Origin of the sequence: Thermobacillus xylanilyticus (genome assembly GCF_907165215.1) — a bacterium.
GTDB classification, from domain to species: Bacteria; Bacillota; Bacilli; order Paenibacillales; family Paenibacillaceae; genus Thermobacillus; species Thermobacillus xylanilyticus.
Genome location: NZ_CAJRAY010000062.1, coordinates 1 through 18040, shown reverse-complemented (window position 1 = coordinate 18040; position 18040 = coordinate 1). Strand labels below are relative to the sequence as shown.

The following is an 18040-nucleotide window of genomic DNA, read 5'->3' as shown; positions in this document are numbered from 1 at the left end:
CCTTTTTTATGTCCGAAAATCCTTACAAATCAAGGCCTTGGATTATTGCAAAACGCTCTATTTCATGCAATGCGCGAATTATATGCGCTCGATGACTTTGTCAACAAGACCGTAATTTTTCGCTTCCTCGGCGCTCATGAAGTAGTCGCGGTCCGTGTCTTTCTCGATCCGCTCCAGCGGCTGGCCGGTCCGTTCGGAGAGAATCTTGTTCAGCTTGTCGCGCATCTTCAGAATCCGGCGGGCACGAATTTCGATGTCGCTTGCTTGTCCTTCTGCTCCGCCGAGCGGCTGGTGAATCATCACTTCGCTGTTCGGCAGGGCATAACGCTTGCCCGGAGCGCCCGCCGCCAGCAGGAACGCGCCCATCGAAGCCGCCATGCCGACGCAGATCGTCGAGACGTCCGGCTTGATGTACTGCATCGTGTCGTAGATTGCCATGCCGGACGTGATGGAACCGCCCGGGCTGTTGATGTACAGATGGATGTCTTTCTCCGGATCGTCGGCGGCCAGGAACAGCATTTGGGCGATCACCGAGTTGGCGACGACATCGTTGATCGGGGTGCCGAGAAAGATGATGCGGTCCTTGAGCAGGCGGGAGTAAATGTCGTAGGCGCGCTCGCCGCGGCTGCTCTGCTCGATCACCATCGGAACGAAATTCATGTCCATGTCGGAATCCTCCTTCTGCCCATTATGATACTCGATCGATCGACAAAAGTCAAAAAAGGTCAAACAAGCGGTGCAAAAAAGCGGCTCTGCCCGATTGGTGAAAGCCGCTTGCTGCGTTGTATGGCGCGCCCGCCAGGAATCGAACCTAGATCTCAGGCTCCGGAGGCCTGCGTCATATCCATTGGACCACGGGCGCATGTGGTCAACGATAACAGCGAAAATCATTATAGGATACACGGGATGAAAAAGCAAGTGTGCGGCGAAAAAAAGTTGCGGGTAACGGATGGAAATGCGGCGGACGGCGGAGCTGCGGCGGATTTGCGGCGATCCGGCCGGGCGATTAACGGAACCTGGTTCCGTTAGAGGCGATTGGTGGTGCGCCTGCGTGGGGCGTTAACGGACCGTGGTTCCGTTAGCGGACTGGCGGACATGCTGAAGCGGAGGTTCGGGCTGCGCTAACGGCAAACAAATGCCGTTAATGGGTCCCGGACCGGGTATGGACTCGGATTAACGGCACCCCGTGCCGTTAATAATGGTCGTTGGCAAAACCGTCGGCCGTAGATTTCGATCGCCCTTGCGCATCGTGAAAAAGTTGGTTACAATGAAAGCGGGACTTAGAATGTTCATCCGGGACAGAATACGTCCAATTGGATGGAGTGAGGTGCGCGATGCGCGAGTGGATTGAGTTGCAGCAGCGCCTTGTTCCGGATCTGCTTGAAGTCATGGCGAAGCGCTATGTCATTCTGAGTCAGGTGATGAAGTCGGAATCCATCGGCCGCCGCGCACTGGCGGCTGCCTTGTCCATGACGGAGCGGACGCTCCGGGCGGAAGCCGATTTCCTGAAAGCGCAGGGTCTGCTCGAGGCGAACGCTGCGGGCATGCGCATCACCGACGCCGGCCGGCGGCTGGTGGAGTCGCTGGCGCCGTTCATGAGCGAACTGTCCGGCCTGTCGGAGCTCGAACGGCTGATCCGCGATCATTTCCGGCTCCGGGAAGTCATTGTCGTGCCGGGTGATGCGGATGAGGCGCGGGAGACGAAGCGGGAGCTCGGCCGGGCGGCCGGGCGGGTGCTGATCCGGTCGCTTCAGGGCGGCGACGTGGTCGCCGTGACCGGCGGCACGACGCTGGCGGCGCTTGCCGAGACGATCACGGTGGATCAGCCGCTGAAAGGCGTGCTGTTCGTGCCGGCCCGGGGCGGCTTCGGCGAGAGCATGGACTACCAGGCGAACACGATCGCCTCGACGCTGGCGAAGCGCACCGGCGCCGCGTACCGGCTGCTGCACGTGCCGGACCATCTCAGCGAGGACGCGTATCAATCGCTCATGCTTGAGCCGAACGTGCGGGAAATGGTAGAAGTCATCCGCAAATCCCGCATTGTGGTACACGGGATCGGAGACGCTATGGTCATGGCGCGCCGGCGCAAGATGGATACGCGGACGATGGATGCGATGCGCGCGGAAGGCGCGCTGGCGGAAGCGCTCGGCTACTATTTCGACAAGAGCGGAACCGTCATTCACCGCATGTCGACCGTCGGCCTCAGACTCGATGACCTCGAGAAGGCCGAGCATGTCATCGCCGTGGCGGGCGGCAGCAGCAAAGGCGAAGCGATCGCCGCGGTGCTGCGGTACGGCCAGGACGACGTGCTCGTGACGGATGAGGGCGCGGCCCGGCGGCTGGAAGCGATCATCCGGCAGGAACGACAGCAGGCGGACGGCTGATTGGCTTCTGAATCTCCCCGACAAGGCACACAAGGTTGCAAGGTTATCCTGACGCAGGGCGCCGCCCCCGCGGGCGAGCGCAGCGTCTTGCGATATAAGCATGATTACAAGGAGGATGTAACCATGGTGAAAGTAGGCATCAACGGTTTTGGCCGCATCGGACGCAACGTGTTCCGCGCAGCGCTGAACAACCCGAACGTGGAAGTCGTCGCGATCAACGACCTGACGGACACGAAGACGCTGGCGCATCTGCTGAAGTATGACACGACGCACGGCACGCTGAACGCAACCGTCGAAGCGAAGGAAGGCGCAATCGTCGTCAACGGCAAGGAGATCAAGGTCTTCTCCGAACGCGATCCCGGCGCGCTGCCGTGGGCTCAGTACGGCGTTGAAATCGTCGTGGAATCGACGGGCATCTTCACCGCGAAGGAAAAAGCCGAAGCTCACCTGAAAGGCGGCGCGAAGAAAGTCATCATCTCCGCGCCGGCGACGAACGAAGACATCACGATCGTCATGGGCGTCAACGAGGACAAATACGATCCGAAGGCGCACACGATCATCTCCAACGCATCCTGCACGACGAACTGTCTCGCGCCGTTCGCGAAAGTGCTGAACGAGAAGTTCGGCATCGTCAAAGGCATGATGACGACGGTTCACTCCTACACGAACGACCAGCAAGTGCTTGACCTGCCGCACAAGGACCTGCGCCGTGCGCGCGCCGCTGCGGAGAACATCATCCCGTCCACGACGGGCGCCGCGAAAGCCGTCGCGCTCGTGCTGCCGGAGCTGAAAGGCAAGCTGAACGGCATGGCGATGCGCGTGCCGACGCCGAACGTCTCCGTTACGGACCTCGTTGCCGAACTGAAGGTCAATGTCACGGTCGAAGAAGTGAACGCGGCGCTGAAGGAAGCTGCCGAAGGTCCGCTGAAAGGCATTCTCGCATACTCCGAAGAGCCGCTCGTTTCGTCGGACTACAAAGGCAACCCGCATTCCTCGATCATCGACGCCCTGTCCACGATGGTCGTCGAAGGCAACATGGTCAAAGTCGTCTCCTGGTACGACAACGAATGGGGTTACTCGAACCGCGTCGTAGACCTGGCTGCCTACATCGCCAGCAAAGGGCTGTAATATACGGAATCCGTCGGTTCAAGAGGAGCAGCAACCGCTGTCTCCTCTTGGCGCGCGTATAGGAGACGCCCCGCGGGGCAATTACGAGGAGGAGCCTTCATGAGCAAAAAGAGCGTCAGAGATGTAGACGTCGCCGGCAAACGCGTATTCGTGCGCGTCGATTTCAACGTGCCGGTCGAGAACGGAGCAATCACGGACGATACCCGGATCGTGGAGACGCTGCCGACGATCAAGTACCTGGTCGAGCGCGGCGCGAAAGTGATTCTGGCGAGCCACATGGGCCGTCCGAAGGGACAAGTCGTCGAAGAACTGCGCCTCAACCTGCAGGCGAAGCGGCTGTCCGAACTGCTCGGCGGCAAGCCGGTCGCGAAGGCCGACGAACTGATCGGCGAATCGGTGAAAGCGCAAATCGCCGGGATGAAGGACGGCGACATCCTGCTGCTGGAGAACGTCCGCTTCCATCCGGGCGAAGAGAAGAACGATCCGGAGCTGGCGAAGGCGCTCGCCGAGCTGGCCGACCTGTACGTGAACGACGCGTTCGGCGCCGCGCACCGCGCCCATGCGTCCACGGAAGGCATCGCGCACCATCTGCCCGCCGTGTCCGGCCTGCTGATGGAGAAGGAACTCGAGGTGCTCGGCAAAGCGCTGAACAACCCGGACCGTCCGTTCACGGCCATCATCGGCGGCTCGAAGGTGAAGGACAAGATCGACGTCATCAACAAAATGATCGAGATCGCGGACAACATCATCATCGGCGGCGGCCTGTCGTACACGTTCTTCAAGGCGCAGGGCGTCGAGATCGGCAAATCGCTGCTTGACGAGAGCAAGCTGGACGCGGTGCTCGGCTTCATGCAGAAGGCGAAGGAGCTCGGCAAGAACTTCCGCCTGCCGGTCGACATCGTCATCACCGATGAATTCAGCGCCAACGCAAAGACGAAGGTCGTCGACATCATGAACGAAGGCATCCCGGCCGATCATGAAGGCATCGACATCGGGCCGAAGACGCGCGAGATCTACGCGGACATCATCAAGAACTCGAAGCTGGTCGTCTGGAACGGACCGATGGGCGTGTTCGAGATCGAGCCGTTCTCGCACGGCACGCGGGCGATCGCCGAAGCGTGCGCGGCCACGAGCGCCTATACGGTCATCGGCGGCGGCGACTCCGCGGCAGCGGTCGAGAAGTTTGGCCTCAAGGACAAGATGGACCACATCTCGACCGGCGGCGGCGCGTCGCTCGAATTCATGGAAGGCAAGAAACTGCCGGGCGTCGAAGCGTTGAACGACAAGTAAGAGGGAGGCTGGAACATGCGGACACCGATCATCGCAGGCAACTGGAAAATGTTCAAAACAGTCTCCGAGGCCGAAGCGTTCTTCGCGGAAGTGAAGGGCAAGGCGGAACGGCCGGGCGTGGAGAGCGTCATCTGCGCGCCGTTCACGAACCTGCCCGCGCTCGTCAAGGCGGCCGCCGGCACGACGATCGCGATCGGCGCGCAGAACATGCACTTTGAAGACAGCGGCGCGTTCACGGGCGAAATCAGCGGACCGATGCTGAAAGAGCTCGGCGTGAAATACGTCATCCTCGGCCACTCCGAACGCCGGGCGTACTTCGCGGAGACGGACGAGATCGTGAACAAGAAAGTGCACGCCGCGTTCAAGCACGGCCTGACGCCGATCATCTGCGTCGGCGAGAAGCTGGAAGAGCGCGAGGCGGGCAAGACGAAGGACGTCTGCAAGACGCAGACGGAAGCCGCGCTCAAAGGCCTCACCGCGGAGCAGGCGGCGCAGGCGGTCATCGCCTACGAGCCGATCTGGGCGATCGGCACCGGCAAGTCGTCGACGGCGGACGACGCGGAAGACGTCATCGCCTACATCCGCGGCGTCGTGCGCGGCCTGTTCGGCGAAGCTGCGGACAAGATCCGCATCCAATACGGCGGAAGCGTGAAGCCCGACAACATCCGGGAGTTCCTGAGCCGGCCGAACATCGACGGCGCGCTGGTCGGCGGCGCCAGCCTCGAACCGGCCTCCTACATCAAGCTGATCGAGGGGGCGGTCTGACATGGCGGCGCCGAAACCTGTCGCCCTGATCATCCTGGACGGCTTCGCGCTCCGCGAAGAGACGAAAGGCAACGCGGTCGCGCAGGCGAAGAAGCCGAACTTCGACAAGTACTGGGCGGCGTATCCGCATACGACGCTGACCGCCTTCGGCGAAGCGGTCGGCCTGCCCGACGGGCAGATGGGCAACTCCGAGGTCGGCCATCTGAACATCGGCGCCGGCCGGATCGTCTATCAGGATCTGACGCGGATCTCGAAGTCGATCCGCGAAGGCGAGTTCTTCCGGAACGAGACGCTGCTCGGCGCCGTCCGCCACGCGAAGGAGAAGGGCAGGAAGCTGCATCTGTACGGCCTCTTGTCCGACGGCGGCGTGCACAGCCACATCGATCACCTGTTCGCGCTGCTCGAGCTGGCGAAGCGCGAGGGCCTCGCCGAAGTGTACGTCCACGCGTTCCTGGACGGCCGGGACGTGGCGCCGGACAGCGCGAAGCGCTATATCGAGGCGCTGCAGGCGAAGATCGCGGAGCTCGGCGTCGGCAAGATCGCGACGGTGCAGGGCCGCTACTACGCGATGGACCGCGACAAGCGGTGGGACCGCGTGGAGAAGTCGTACCGCGCAATGGTGTACGGCGAAGGTCCGAAGTACCGCGATCCAATCCAGGCGCTCGTCGATTCGTACGAGCAGTCCGTTCTGGACGAGTTCGTCGTGCCGACGGTCATCATCGATGACGCCGGGGAGCCGGTCGGGCTGGTGGAATCGGAAGATGCGGTCATTTTCTTCAACTTCCGTCCGGACCGGGCCATCCAGCTCTCGCAGGTGTTCACGAACGACGATTTCCGCGGCTTCGACCGGGGCGAGAAGTTCCCGAGGAACCTCCATTTCGTCTGCATGACGCTGTTCAGCGAGACGGTGGGCGGCTATGTCGCCTACGCGCCGAAGAGCCTCGACAACACGCTCGGCGAAGTGCTCGTCCAGCACGGGAAGAAGCAGCTGCGCATCGCCGAGACCGAGAAGTATCCGCACGTGACGTTCTTCTTCAGCGGCGGACGCGACATCGAGCTTCCGGGCGAGAAACGGGTGCTCATCCCGTCGCCGAAGGTTGCCACGTACGACCTGAAGCCGGAAATGAGCGCCTACGAAGTGGCCGACGCGGCGGTCGCCGAGATCGAATCGGGCGTCCATGACGCGATCATCCTGAACTTCGCGAACCCGGACATGGTCGGCCATTCGGGCATGCTCGAACCGACGATCAAGGCCGTCGAGGCGACGGACGAATGCCTCGGCCGCGTCGTCGAAGCGGTGCTGAAGCAAGGCGGCGTCTGCATCATCACGGCCGACCACGGCAACGCGGACGTCATCATCGACGAGAACGGCCGCCCGCATACGGCGCACACGACGAACCCGGTGCCGTTCATCGTGACGAAGCAGGGGCTTGCGCTGCGCGACGACGGCATTCTGGCCGACATCGCGCCGACGATGCTCGAACTGCTGGAGCTGCCGCAGCCCGCGGAGATGACCGGCAAGTCGCTGATCCGCAAATAAAGACCGCCCGTACCGCCTGAAAACGGCAGGAAGGGTTGGCCGGATGTCGAATAGGGAAAGATGCGGCTAAACAGGGTGCTGACAGCTGCGGCCGTTCGGGGAGCCAGACGGCTGCCCGGACGGCCCGCCGCATGTCAGGGACGAGCCTGTGCGGCGGCCGCACGGGACGTTGGAAGTGGAAGTTCGGAAGTTTATTTTCAAGCCAGAAGGAGTGCTGCAGTTCCATGACGATGATTACCGATGTCTATGCACGCGAAGTGCTCGATTCCCGCGGGAATCCGACCGTTGAAGTGGAAATCGCCCTCGAATCCGGCGGCAAAGGCCGCGCCATCGTGCCGTCCGGCGCGTCAACCGGCGCTTATGAAGCGGTCGAGCTGCGCGACGGCGACAAGAGCCGTTACCTGGGCAAAGGCGTCCTGAAAGCGGTCGAGAACGTGAACACGATCATCGCGCCGGAGATCATCGGCCTCGACGCGCTCGATCAAGTGGCGATCGACCGGAAGATGATCGAGCTCGACGGCACGCCGAACAAGGGCAAGCTCGGCGCGAACGCGATTCTCGCCGTGTCGATGGCCGTCGCCCGCGCCGCTGCCGACGCGCTGAACGTGCCGCTGTACACGTACCTCGGCGGTTTCAACGCGAAGACGCTGCCGGTGCCGATGATGAACATTCTGAACGGCGGCGCGCATGCCGACAACAACGTCGACGTGCAGGAGTTCATGGTGCTGCCGGTCGGCGCGTCCAGCTTCCGCGAAGCGCTGCGCATCGGCGCCGAAGTGTTCCACAACCTGAAGGCCGTGCTGAAGGAGAAAGGCCTGAACACGGCTGTCGGCGACGAAGGCGGCTTCGCGCCGAACCTCGGCTCGAACGAAGAGGCGCTGGAGACGATCATCGCCGCGATCGAGCGCGCAGGCTACAAGCCGGGCGTTGACGTGTACCTCGGCATGGACATCGCATCCACCGAGTTCTTCAAGGACGGCAAGTATCACCTCGAAGGCGAAGGCAAGTCGTTCACGTCCGCGGAGTTCGTCGACCTGCTCGAGTCCTGGGTGAGCAAATACCCGATCATCACGATCGAAGACGGCTGCTCCGAGGACGACTGGGACGGCTGGAAGCTGCTGACGGATCGTCTCGGCGGCCGCGTGCAGCTCGTCGGCGACGACCTGTTCGTGACGAACACCGCCCGCCTGTCGCAAGGCATCGAGAAGGGCGTCGGCAACTCGATCCTCGTCAAGGTGAACCAGATCGGCTCGCTCACCGAGACGTTCGACGCGATCGAGATGGCGAAGCGCGCAAGCTACACGGCGGTCATCTCGCACCGTTCCGGCGAGAGCGAAGACAGCACGATCGCGGACATCGCGGTTGCGACGAACGCCGGTCAGATCAAGACGGGCGCACCGTCCCGCACGGACCGCGTCGCGAAGTACAACCAGCTGCTCCGCATCGAGGATCAGCTCGGCGCCACCGCGATCTATGCCGGCAAGTCGGCGTTCTACAACCTGAAGAACTTCAAGTAAGAAGACGCGTCCGGGTGACGGATCGCCGCCCGGCATCCATCAAGCCCGCCGCAGAGGGCAGCTCTGCAGGCGGGCTTGGCGTTTGTTTGACCCGGGACGGCGGATAACCTTTGATTTTCTTGAACAATTTGCTGAAATGGTAGACGTCTTTGAAACCGCACAATTCCGCGGCTTCCGTCACGGAGAACTCCCCGCTGAGCAGCAAATTTTCGGCCTGGTTCACCCGGTAATGGTTGATGTAGCTGTACAACGTCTGCCCGATGCATTTCTTGAACAGTCCGCTCAGATAGGAAGCGTTCAGTCCGACGCTGTGCGCGATCTGGGCCGCCTTCACCGGTTGGTGATAGTGCAGCTGGATGTACTGCATCGTTCTCTGGACGGCCGGATGCCAGTTCATCGCATGATGCTCGTACACGAGCATCCGGAACAGATCGGACAAGATCCACAGCATCAGCCCGCGCACCTTGAACTGGAAGCCGTCCGCCTTGTTCGTCCATTCGTCATTGAGTTTGCGGAACAGGTGCTCCAATTCGCTGTGATAGCCGATATGACTGAGAACGGGGAAAGGCAATGCCACCTCCCGTTGGCTCGCAAACTCATGAATCGTCAGATTGACCGCATAGGCCGTCATCGGGTTGGCGCTATGGATATGGGCTTTCCGCAGACTCCCCTTGGGAATGCAGATGAAATCCCCTTGCTTCACCCGGTAGGCGTCGCCATTCACATAGTAGGTCGCTTCCCCGTCCAGGACATACGTCAGATCGATGAAGCAGATGCGGGATTCCGCAATGCGCCAGTCTTTGGTGCATTTCCGGTAGACGAAATATTGGATGTCCGGAAACATCGCATCAAAGTTTACGCTGCTCATCCATCTCACGTCCTCCCCGCAAAAATAAGCGAAATGTACAAACCATTCAGAAAATTGCCATTGTTCCCCTGATCGGAAGATTTCATAATGATCCAAGCAGCTGCAAATCAAACAAGGAGGCAGAGGAAGGGATGAATCCGCTTTCAAAAAAGCTGTCATGGATCTGCGCTTTTCTTGTGTTCTGCTCGCTGTTTCCGAGCTCTATACTAGCATCGGCCGATGAAATATGGCAAGGTTACAAAGGAGTAGATCAATTGCCGGAAATGGATACCATCCCGAATCCTTTTCAATTTTTCGACAAACGCAATGATCCGGACGGAGACGGGCTGGTGACCACGCCGCGGGAATGGGAACACCGCAGAGCAGAAATCCGCGATCTGGTTCAACGTTACTGGCTCGGCTATCGCTGGGAAACGCCCGGGGAGAGCGTGACCGGCGCGACCTATCACACCGTTGAGCCGAATGACATTGTCCTGGGATTCGATTGGCCGCCTTACTTCACGGCCACCCGCTACAATCTCGGCGAAGAATTCCGGAAGCTTGCCGAACGGCTGTTGACGGAAACGGTCGAGGTCCGGGAGATTAAGAACAACGGGCCGGGCGATGTCATCGCGAGCGCGGGTCCGGCGCGCAACGAAGAGGAAGCGGAGGATCTGGCAATCGAACTGTGGAATGCGGGATATGCCGTTCCTTATACGTCCTTCGGAACGACCGCTTATGCGAGACTGGTGGATCATACGGGACCGATCACGGAGCCTCCGGGGCTTGAGCGGCCGGCCACGTATTATTATGTGAATATCCGACGCGAGGAGACGAAGGTTCAGGAGAAGTTCAGGATCTACCTGGATCTTCCCGACCACGATCAGAGACGGCAAGCCTGGGGAGATCCGAACGCTGCCGTGCCCGTTGTGATGGATATCGGGCGGACCCTCTCCGCCGCGCAGGTTCAGGTGCTGAATCAGCAAGGCTACGGCTATGTCCGGTTTAACCCGACGGATATCTATGCCGACAGTCAATCCTCGACACCCAACCGCGACGGGGTCTATACCCGGCTGTATCCTTACAATAAAGATAAATATGAATACGCTTCCGGAGCGTTGATGGCGTGGGGCTGGGCGGTCAGCCAGATCATCACGGCCCTGGAAAGACCGACGGCGTATGATCCGGAATCGACCTGGGGCGCGGAACTGGGAATCGATCCGGCCAGGACGCTGGTCACCGGGCATTCCCGTTACGGCAAATCCGCGATCTTCGCCGCCGCCTTTGACGACAGGATCGGCATTGTGGTAGCAAGCGAACCGGGCGGGTCCGGCATCCAAAGCTACCGGTACAAGGTGGAGGGCAAGATCTTCAACTTCAACGTCTATCCGAAGGCCGACCGCGTCTACGGCAAGACCGAGATTCCGACGGTCTCCTACGGCGGCGGCACCAGCTGGTTCCCGGAGACGGCCGGGCATTTCGTCAACAAGGACAATCGCCTCCCGTTCGACTCGAGCGATATCATCGCGCTGGTCGCGCCCCGGCCGTTCTTCGCCACGACCGGCATCGACGCGCACTGGCTGGGGAACGAAGGGGCGGTCGCGGCGATCCAGGCCGCGGCCGAGGTGTACGAGTTCGTCGGCGCCAATGACAGGGAGCGCTACAATATCGCGATCCGGGCGCGGCAAAGCGATCATCAATTCTATAACCGGGATGTGCCGTTCATGATCGCGATCATGGACCGGGAATTCAAGCAAGGACCGGAAGACCAGACGCTCCACCTGCAAGATCTGTTCCCGACCGGTGAAGACACGCTGGGGAACATCTCCTACCCTGCCCGCGATTATGCGAATGTGAGCGCGATGACTTCGCATCCCTTCGATATCAACAGCTCGTATCTGCCCTGGTCGCATCCGGGCAAATATACGCTGTGGACCCGGCAGGAGACCATCCTGGCCGGCCATCCCGCGGTGATCGAAGCGCATTCGGACGCGCCGTCGGTTGTGCTGGTCTTGCCGGACAAGCGGCAGATCCACGGCGTCTCCGAAGGAGAGGGCACCTTCGTCTTCCGGCTGACAGGGGACGAGACGCCGTATGGGCGATACGAGCTCAGAACCGCGGGAGACGAGAAGGCGAACAAAAGCGTGTTCTTCTCCGCGGTCAGCCTGGCGGACGCCCTGCGGCATGCGACTTCCAAAGGCGATGAGGGCGAGGAGAACCGGCTGATCGGCTTCTCGAGCCGGCTGGCGAACGACAAGCAGGATCCGCCGGTCATCCTGGTGGACGGGAAGCCGGTTACCTTGAGCTTCACGCCGGAGCGTTTCAAAGAAGAAGAAACGACGCTGCTGGAATACGGGATTCAGTTCCACGACAAGCTGTTCGCGCGGATCGCCGGTGAAGGCTGGGATGCGTCGAAGACGTTCCATATCCGCAGTCTGAAATTTGTGCCGATACAAGGCTTCACGTTCGAACTGTCGTTCGGCAACATCTACGCTTCCGCGCTCAACAACGGGAAAGAAGGGGCAAGCTTGTTCACGCAGCCGATCAGCTGGAATGTGGAGCGGTTCAACAACGGACCGGCCGCGGTATGGCCCGAAATTCCCGACAACCTGGCAGAGAAGCAGGCTCTGTTGAACGGCGGGGAGATCGTCCGCCCCGACGCTCCGCAGCCGAAACCGAGCGACTTCAAGGTGGGGATCGAGAAGGCGGAGTTTGTCCGCGATTCGGGTTCCGCGGCCATCGTCATCACCTTCGATGACGCGCTCGATACGCGGGAATTCGGCATCGGCATGGATCAGCCCGCATGGACAACGACCTGGGACGAGGAAGGCCGGCAGCTCAAGCTGGCGCTGGAAAACCCGGATCCGAATGCGGACGAGATCCATCTCATCCTGTTCCGGCTCAAGGATCTCGAGGGCCATCTGCTGCCCGGTCCGAAGTATCTCACGGTCGAGGTTCCGCCAAGCGGCGGGGGTTTGCCGCCGGGAGGCGGCATCGGTTATCTGCCGGGAGGCGGCAGCAGCGGCCTGCAGCCGACGGTCATCGATCCGGACCGGCTGCCGGAAGCGGAGGACGGCAAGCGCATCGTGGTACTTCCCCCCGAACAAAATACGATTCGCATCCCCGGGAAGCTGGCCAGCGCATTGGGCGGCGATTCGCTCGTCCTGCAATACGGCGATTGGCGTCTGGAGCTGGACCGCGAGCGTCTGAAGGCGTGGGCCGGCGTGCAGGACGATCAGGATGATCTCCAGTTCGAGATCCGCCTGAGCACCGTCCCGGAGGAGGAGATGGAGGCGCTATTAGCCGATGCCGATCTCGGATCGGGCGGTTCGGTCGTCATTCGTCCTGCCGGACCGGCGTTTGCATTCGCCGTTTATCGGCTGAAGGGGGATGAGGCGGAGGAATGGGCCGCACTCCCGGCTCCCGTGGTGCTGTCCACGTCGGGACCGGACGACGCCGACCCGGATCTCCTCGGGATCTACCGGGTCACGGAGGATGGCCGGCCGGCATATGCGGGCGGCGAATGGCGAGACGGCGTGCTGACCGCGGAGGCTGACCGGACAGGGCGATACGTCAAGCTGGAATATGAACGCTCGTACCGCGATGTCGCAGCGTCGCACTGGGCTTACAAGGCGATCCGCGCCGCAAGCGCCAAGCATCTGATGAACGGGATGCCGGACGGATCGTTCTCGCCCCGGGAGGAGATGACGCGGGCACAGCTCGCCGCGATCCTCGCAAGGGCGCTCAAGCTTGAGGCTTCGGGCGACGGGCCTTTCCAGGACGTGGAGGCGGGAAGATGGTATGCGGAAGCCGTTGCCGCCGCATTCGAAGCGGGGATAGTGAGCGGCAAGAGCCGGGAGCTCTTCGGTCCGGATGAGACGATCACCCGTGAACAAGCGGCCGTGATGTTCGTAAGGGCTTATGAGCAACGGTTCGGCGAGATCCCGGCAGCTTCCCGGCCTGCGTATGAGGATGCCGATCAGATCAGCCCGTGGGCGCTGGATGCTGTCGCGAAAGCCGGGGAGCTCGGTCTCATGATCGGCAAAGCTCCGGATCGCTTCGACCCGCAAGGCCGGTTGACGCGGGCGGAGGGTGCGCAGTTGATTATGAATTTCATCCACATCCTGTTTGAATCATGACAAGCAAGCCCGCCGCGGGAAAGTTCCCGGAGGCGGGCTTGGCTGTGGATGCGGCATCATCCCATTCGGGGTCAGAAACGGCTGAGGTATCGTTCCTTGATGATTCGGATGTGATGCATCTCGTGGCCGATGCTGACGCAGGCGGCGGCGAGGGCGGTCAGCCGGCCGCCGGCGAACGAGCCGGCGCGGTGCCACGCTTCCGCCGGCAGATGGCGGAGCAGCGTCAGCGACGCCGCGCGGACGGCATCGTACTCCTCGATGACGGCGTCCAGCGGCATCCGCTCATGCGGCGCGTATTGGGCAAATATCTGCTCATCGTACCCCGGCAGCTCCTGCGGGTTGTTCCGCGCGATGCGCAGCAGCCGGTACATCCAGACGCGCTCGTTGTCCGTGAAATGGCCGACGACCTGGCGGATCGACCATTTGCCTTCGGCATAGCGGAAGTCCGCCTGCTCGTCCGTCAGGCCGGACAGGAGCGCCTTCGTCTCTTCGCGCTGGCGCTCGTAGATCTCCAGCAGATCGCCTTCCGGCACGAGCTGAACATATTTCCACGGCGCGGGCGGGCAGTCGTTTGCGGTCGGTCGTTCGAACATGATGCGTGCCTCCTTTCGATTCCTTTTTGGCTTGAATATGAAGGAAAAGGATTCCGCCGTCAAGCACAAGTTCTGTCCGAAGTCCGCCGAATGCGCCAAAATCGCAAAAGGTTTTCCCCAAAAACGGACATACGCGCCGCCCGCCCAGGGGGTATAATAGGGGGCGAAAGCGCTTGAAGCGGCGCGGCGGCATCGGCCGGCAGGAGGCGCCGCTTCGCAACAATTTTTAGTCAATGGTGGTGGCAGGCATGACGAAACCGGTAATCGGCATTCAACTGTATACGTTCCGCGACGTGACGAAGGATGATCTGCTCGGCACGCTGAAGAAGGTTGCCGAAATCGGCTATCAGGCGGTCGAATTCGCGGGCTTCTTCGGCCATTCGGCGAAGGAAGTGCGCAAGGTGCTCGACGACAACGGGCTGAAGGCGCCGTCCGCGCATATCCCGCTCAATTTCCAGGAGCCGGACAAGCTCGAATCGGATCTGAAGCAGCAGATCGAGTACGCGCTCGAACTCGGCCTCGAATATGTGATCACGCCGTGGGCGCCGTTCCCGGAGACGCCGACGGAAGCGGATCTCGAATCGTTCATCGAGAAGATCGACAAGGCGTCGCAGCTCGTGACGGCGGCCGGCCTGAAATACGGCTACCATAACCACGATTTCGAGTTCAAGCAAGTCGGCGGCAAGACGATCATGGACCACCTGCTTGAGCGGATTCCGGCGGACCGCCTCATCGCCGAGTTCGACCTCGGCTGGGTGCACGTCGGCGGGTACAAACCGGCGGATTACCTGGAGCGCTACAAGGGACGCGTGCCGATCGCGCATTTCAAGGACTTCGTGCAGGGCCGGGAGGACACGGAGATCGGCTACGGCAGCGTCGGGTACGACCAGGTGCTGCCGGCGGCGCTGGCGGCCGGCGTGAACACGATCATCGTCGAGCAGGAGCAGTTCAAGTCGTCGCCGTTCGAGAGCGCGGCGATCAGCCTCGAGTTTTTCAAGAAGCACGGCGTGCTGTGATGGGGGTTGTGCGGGCCCGCGGCGGGAAGCTGCCGGGCCTGTTTTCTTTTGTGTCGATGCTTGTAACAAACCGGGAGATATGGTACAATACGAATACTGTGTTTACGTACCCTCTGTTCGGGAGGTGGAAGCGTGGAAGTCTTCTTCAAAATTTTGCTCATCATTTTCTCGCTCGGATTGATCGGTGTCGTCCTGCTCCAGAAGGGGAAGAGCGCCGGGCTGTCCGGGGCGATCACGGGCGGCGCGGAGCATCTGTTCGGCAAGCAGAAGGCGCGCGGTCTGGATCTGTTCCTGCAACGCGTCACGGTTGGCCTTGCGGTCGGTTTCTTCCTGCTGGCGCTGGCGGTTGCATATTTCATGGAATAAGCGACGAGGGAAACGGGCAAACTGCCCGTTTTTTTGTTTAAGCACAGGGAAATGGAGCCGGGGCTTACGGTGTCGGCCGGACGGATGCGCGGATGGATTTTCGTATATACTATATGCGATATGGGAATCTATCACAGTCTGCACGGCGGATTCATAGAGGTCCGGCCAGACATGAGGTGAACCGCAATTGGTAACGGAAGAGCAGCTGCTTGATTTCATGCGGGAACTGGCGTACAAGCCGATGACCGTACAGGAATTGGAGCAATCGTTCGGGCTGGAGAGCGCGGAGGAATTCAAGACGTTCCTCAAGCTGCTGAACGAACTGGAAGAAGAAGGTAAAATTTACCGGACCCGCAACAACCGCTACGGCGTGCCGGAGCGGATGAATCTGCTGCGCGGGCGGGTGCAGGCGCATCCGAAAGGGTTCGCGTTCCTGATCCCGGATGAGCCGGATCATCCGGATGTGTACATTCACGCGAACGATCTGAAAAGCGCGATGAACGGCGACATCGTGCTGGCGCGCGTGACGTCGAAGAGCAGTTCGGGCGGCCGGCTGGAGGGCGAAGTCGTGCGCGTCGTGCAGCGGGCGATCACGCAGATCGTCGGCACGTTCGAGCATCACGAATCGTTCGGCTTCGTCATCCCGGATGACAAGAGGATCAACCGCGACCTGTTCATCCCGCAGGAAGGGTTCAACGGCGCGGTGACGGGGCAGAAGGTCGTCGCCCGCATCGTGACGTATCCCGAAGGGCGCTCGGCGGCGACGGGCGAGATCATCGAGATTCTCGGCCACAAGGACGATCCCGGCGTCGATATTCTGTCGATCATCCGCAAGCACCAGCTGCCGGAAAGCTTCCCGGACGAGGTGATGGCCGAGGCCGAGGCGGTGCCGGACCGGATCTCCGAGGAGGAGATCGCCGCCCAGGGACGGCGCGATCTGAGACCAAAGACGATCGTCACGATCGACGGCGAGGACGCGAAGGACCTGGACGACGCGGTGTGCGTCGAGCGGCTGCCGAACGGCAACTATCTGCTCGGGGTCCATATCGCGGACGTCGGGTACTATGTCAAAGAAAATTCGGCGCTCGACCAGGAGGCATACCGCCGCGGCACCAGCGTCTATCTCGTCGACCGGGTCATTCCGATGCTGCCGCACCGGCTGTCGAACGGGATCTGTTCGCTCAACCCGCAGGTCGACCGGCTGACGCTGTCGTGCGAAATGGAGTTCGAAGCGGAGACGATGCGGGTGGTGCGGCATGATATTTTCCCGAGCGTCATTCGGACGACGGAGCGGATGACGTACACGAATGTGCGCAAAATATTGGTCGACGACGATCCCGAGCTGAAAGAACGGTACGCCGGCCTGGTTGACATGTTCAAGCTGATGGAAGAGCTGGCGCTGAAGCTGCGCGACAAGCGGATGAAGCGCGGCGCCATCGACTTCGACTTCCAGGAGTCGAAGATCATCGTCGACGAGAACGGCAAGCCGGTCGATATCGTGAAGCGCGAGCGCTCGATCGCCGAGATGATCATCGAGGAGTTCATGCTGGCGGCGAACGAGACGGTGGCGGAGCATTTCTACTGGCTGAAGGTGCCGTTCCTGTACCGGATTCACGAAGACCCGGATGCGGAGAAGCTGCTGAACTTCGTCCGGTTCGTGGCGAACTTCGGCTATATCGTGAAGGGCAAAGGGAACAAGGTGCATCCGCGCGCGCTGCAGGATCTGCTCGAGGAGATCCGCGGCACGAAGGAAGAGACGGTCATCTCGACGATGATGCTGCGCTCGATGAAGCAGGCGCGGTACGAGGCGGACAGCCTCGGGCACTTCGGGCTGGCGGCGGAGTTCTATACGCACTTCACGTCGCCGATCCGGCGGTATCCGGACCTCGTCATTCACCGGATCATCCGCGAGGTGCTGACGAGCGGCGGGACGCTCTCCGCGAAGCGGATCGACGAGCTGGCGGCGAAGCTGCCGGACATCGCCCGGCAGTCGTCCGAGCGCGAGCGCGTCGCGGTCGAGGCGGAGCGGGACACGGAGCAGCTCAAGAAATGCGAGTTCATGCTCGACAAGATCGGCGAGGAGTTCGACGGCATCATCAGCAGCGTCACGAGCTTCGGCATGTTCGTGGAGCTGGAGAATACGGTCGAAGGCCTGATCCGGCTCAGCGATCTGACGGATGACTATTATCATTTCCATGAGGAGCACATGGCGCTGATCGGCGAGCGGACGTCGAAGATTTACCGGATCGGCGACGAGGTGCGCGTCCGCGTCGAGCGCGTCAACATGGAGGAGCATCAGATCGACTTCGCGATGGTCGACATGAAGCCGCGCGCGGCGGCGCCGCGCCGGAGCGAGGGCGGCCGCAAGGCGGAGCGCGGCAGACGCCGCGGCGAGGAAGGCGGCCGCGGAGGGCGCGGCCGCAAAGGCGGGCGCGGCGGAGACGCGGAACCGGCC

Annotated in this window: 13 protein-coding genes and 1 tRNA gene; 10 read left to right on the top strand and 4 right to left on the bottom strand. The window is 61.4% G+C overall.

What is annotated here, in order from left to right; translation table 11 throughout:
• Positions 1-78 precede the first annotated feature (78 nt).
• On the bottom strand, positions 79-702 hold the full coding sequence (clpP, locus tag KJQ12_RS12295; protein WP_269724222.1) for an ATP-dependent Clp endopeptidase proteolytic subunit ClpP: 624 nt from the start codon (positions 700-702) through the stop codon (positions 79-81).
• An 85-nt stretch (positions 703-787) separates the two neighbouring features.
• A tRNA-Arg gene (locus tag KJQ12_RS12290) sits at positions 788-862 on the bottom strand.
• A gap of 472 nt (positions 863-1334) precedes the next feature.
• On the opposite strand from KJQ12_RS12290, the gene KJQ12_RS12285 reads away from it, so the two are divergent.
• The 6 genes from KJQ12_RS12285 to eno all read left to right on the top strand — a co-directional run bounded on the left by KJQ12_RS12285 (position 1335) and on the right by eno (position 8624).
• Entirely contained in the window at positions 1335-2384 is a 1050-nt protein-coding gene (locus KJQ12_RS12285) for a sugar-binding transcriptional regulator (protein WP_015256253.1), read from the top strand.
• A gap of 123 nt (positions 2385-2507) precedes the next feature.
• Positions 2508-3512, top strand: coding sequence for a type I glyceraldehyde-3-phosphate dehydrogenase (gene gap, locus KJQ12_RS12280; protein ID WP_015256252.1), 1005 nt, complete (start codon positions 2508-2510; stop codon positions 3510-3512).
• Positions 3513-3611: 99 nt separating this feature from the next.
• Entirely contained in the window at positions 3612-4802 is a 1191-nt protein-coding gene (locus tag KJQ12_RS12275; protein WP_015256251.1) for a phosphoglycerate kinase, read from the top strand.
• Positions 4803-4817: 15 nt separating this feature from the next.
• The gene (tpiA, locus tag KJQ12_RS12270; protein ID WP_213484903.1) at positions 4818-5567 is read left to right on the top strand and encodes a triose-phosphate isomerase; all 750 of its coding nucleotides are present in this window, start codon (positions 4818-4820) and stop codon (positions 5565-5567) included.
• Position 5568: 1 nt separating this feature from the next.
• A complete protein-coding gene (gene gpmI / locus KJQ12_RS12265; protein WP_213484902.1) occupies positions 5569-7107 on the top strand; it encodes a 2,3-bisphosphoglycerate-independent phosphoglycerate mutase in 1539 nt (512 codons plus the stop codon).
• A 224-nt stretch (positions 7108-7331) separates the two neighbouring features.
• Positions 7332-8624 carry a phosphopyruvate hydratase gene (gene eno, locus KJQ12_RS12260; protein WP_213484901.1) on the top strand — a complete coding sequence of 431 codons (1293 nt, stop codon included), beginning with the start codon at positions 7332-7334 and terminating at the stop codon, positions 8622-8624.
• Here the strand turns inward: eno and KJQ12_RS12255 are convergent.
• The gene (locus KJQ12_RS12255; RefSeq protein ID WP_213484900.1) at positions 8617-9492 is read right to left on the bottom strand and encodes a helix-turn-helix domain-containing protein; all 876 of its coding nucleotides are present in this window, start codon (positions 9490-9492) and stop codon (positions 8617-8619) included. The two genes, eno and KJQ12_RS12255, sit on opposite strands and share 8 nt — an antisense overlap.
• A gap of 263 nt (positions 9493-9755) precedes the next feature.
• On the opposite strand from KJQ12_RS12255, the gene KJQ12_RS12250 reads away from it, so the two are divergent.
• Positions 9756-13610: an S-layer homology domain-containing protein gene (locus tag KJQ12_RS12250; RefSeq protein ID WP_244860591.1), complete on the top strand. Its 3855-nt coding sequence runs from the start codon at positions 9756-9758 to the stop codon at positions 13608-13610.
• Positions 13611-13681: 71 nt separating this feature from the next.
• Here the strand turns inward: KJQ12_RS12250 and KJQ12_RS12245 are convergent, their stop codons facing one another.
• On the bottom strand, positions 13682-14203 hold the full coding sequence (locus KJQ12_RS12245) for a DinB family protein (protein WP_213484898.1): 522 nt from the start codon (positions 14201-14203) through the stop codon (positions 13682-13684).
• Between the two features lie 248 nt (positions 14204-14451).
• Here KJQ12_RS12245 and KJQ12_RS12240 point away from each other — a divergent pair, with 248 nt between their 5' ends.
• The 3 genes from KJQ12_RS12240 to rnr all read left to right on the top strand — a co-directional run.
• The gene (locus tag KJQ12_RS12240; RefSeq protein ID WP_015256246.1) at positions 14452-15219 is read left to right on the top strand and encodes a sugar phosphate isomerase/epimerase family protein; all 768 of its coding nucleotides are present in this window, start codon (positions 14452-14454) and stop codon (positions 15217-15219) included.
• A 132-nt stretch (positions 15220-15351) separates the two neighbouring features.
• A complete protein-coding gene (secG, locus tag KJQ12_RS12235) occupies positions 15352-15585 on the top strand; it encodes a preprotein translocase subunit SecG (RefSeq protein WP_213484897.1) in 234 nt (77 codons plus the stop codon).
• 187 nt (positions 15586-15772) lie between these two features.
• A partial coding sequence (gene rnr / locus KJQ12_RS12230) for a ribonuclease R (RefSeq protein WP_213484896.1) occupies positions 15773-18040 on the top strand: 2268 nt, incomplete at its 3' end.

Bases quoted from the DNA above. Each gene is read 5' to 3' on its own strand.
- KJQ12_RS12285 (WP_015256253.1), top strand. From the start codon at position 1,335: ATGCGCGAGTGGATTGAGTTGCAGCAGCGCCTTGTTCCGGATCTGCTT.
- gap (WP_015256252.1), top strand. From the start codon at position 2,508: ATGGTGAAAGTAGGCATCAACGGTTTTGGCCGCATCGGACGCAACGTG.
- KJQ12_RS12275 (WP_015256251.1), top strand. From the start codon at position 3,612: ATGAGCAAAAAGAGCGTCAGAGATGTAGACGTCGCCGGCAAACGCGTA.
- tpiA (WP_213484903.1), top strand. From the start codon at position 4,818: ATGCGGACACCGATCATCGCAGGCAACTGGAAAATGTTCAAAACAGTC.
- gpmI (WP_213484902.1), top strand. From the start codon at position 5,569: ATGGCGGCGCCGAAACCTGTCGCCCTGATCATCCTGGACGGCTTCGCG.
- eno (WP_213484901.1), top strand. From the start codon at position 7,332: ATGACGATGATTACCGATGTCTATGCACGCGAAGTGCTCGATTCCCGC.
- KJQ12_RS12255 (WP_213484900.1), bottom strand. From the start codon at position 9,492: ATGAGCAGCGTAAACTTTGATGCGATGTTTCCGGACATCCAATATTTC.
- KJQ12_RS12250 (WP_244860591.1), top strand. From the start codon at position 9,756: ATGGATACCATCCCGAATCCTTTTCAATTTTTCGACAAACGCAATGAT.
- KJQ12_RS12245 (WP_213484898.1), bottom strand. From the start codon at position 14,203: ATGTTCGAACGACCGACCGCAAACGACTGCCCGCCCGCGCCGTGGAAA.
- KJQ12_RS12240 (WP_015256246.1), top strand. From the start codon at position 14,452: ATGACGAAACCGGTAATCGGCATTCAACTGTATACGTTCCGCGACGTG.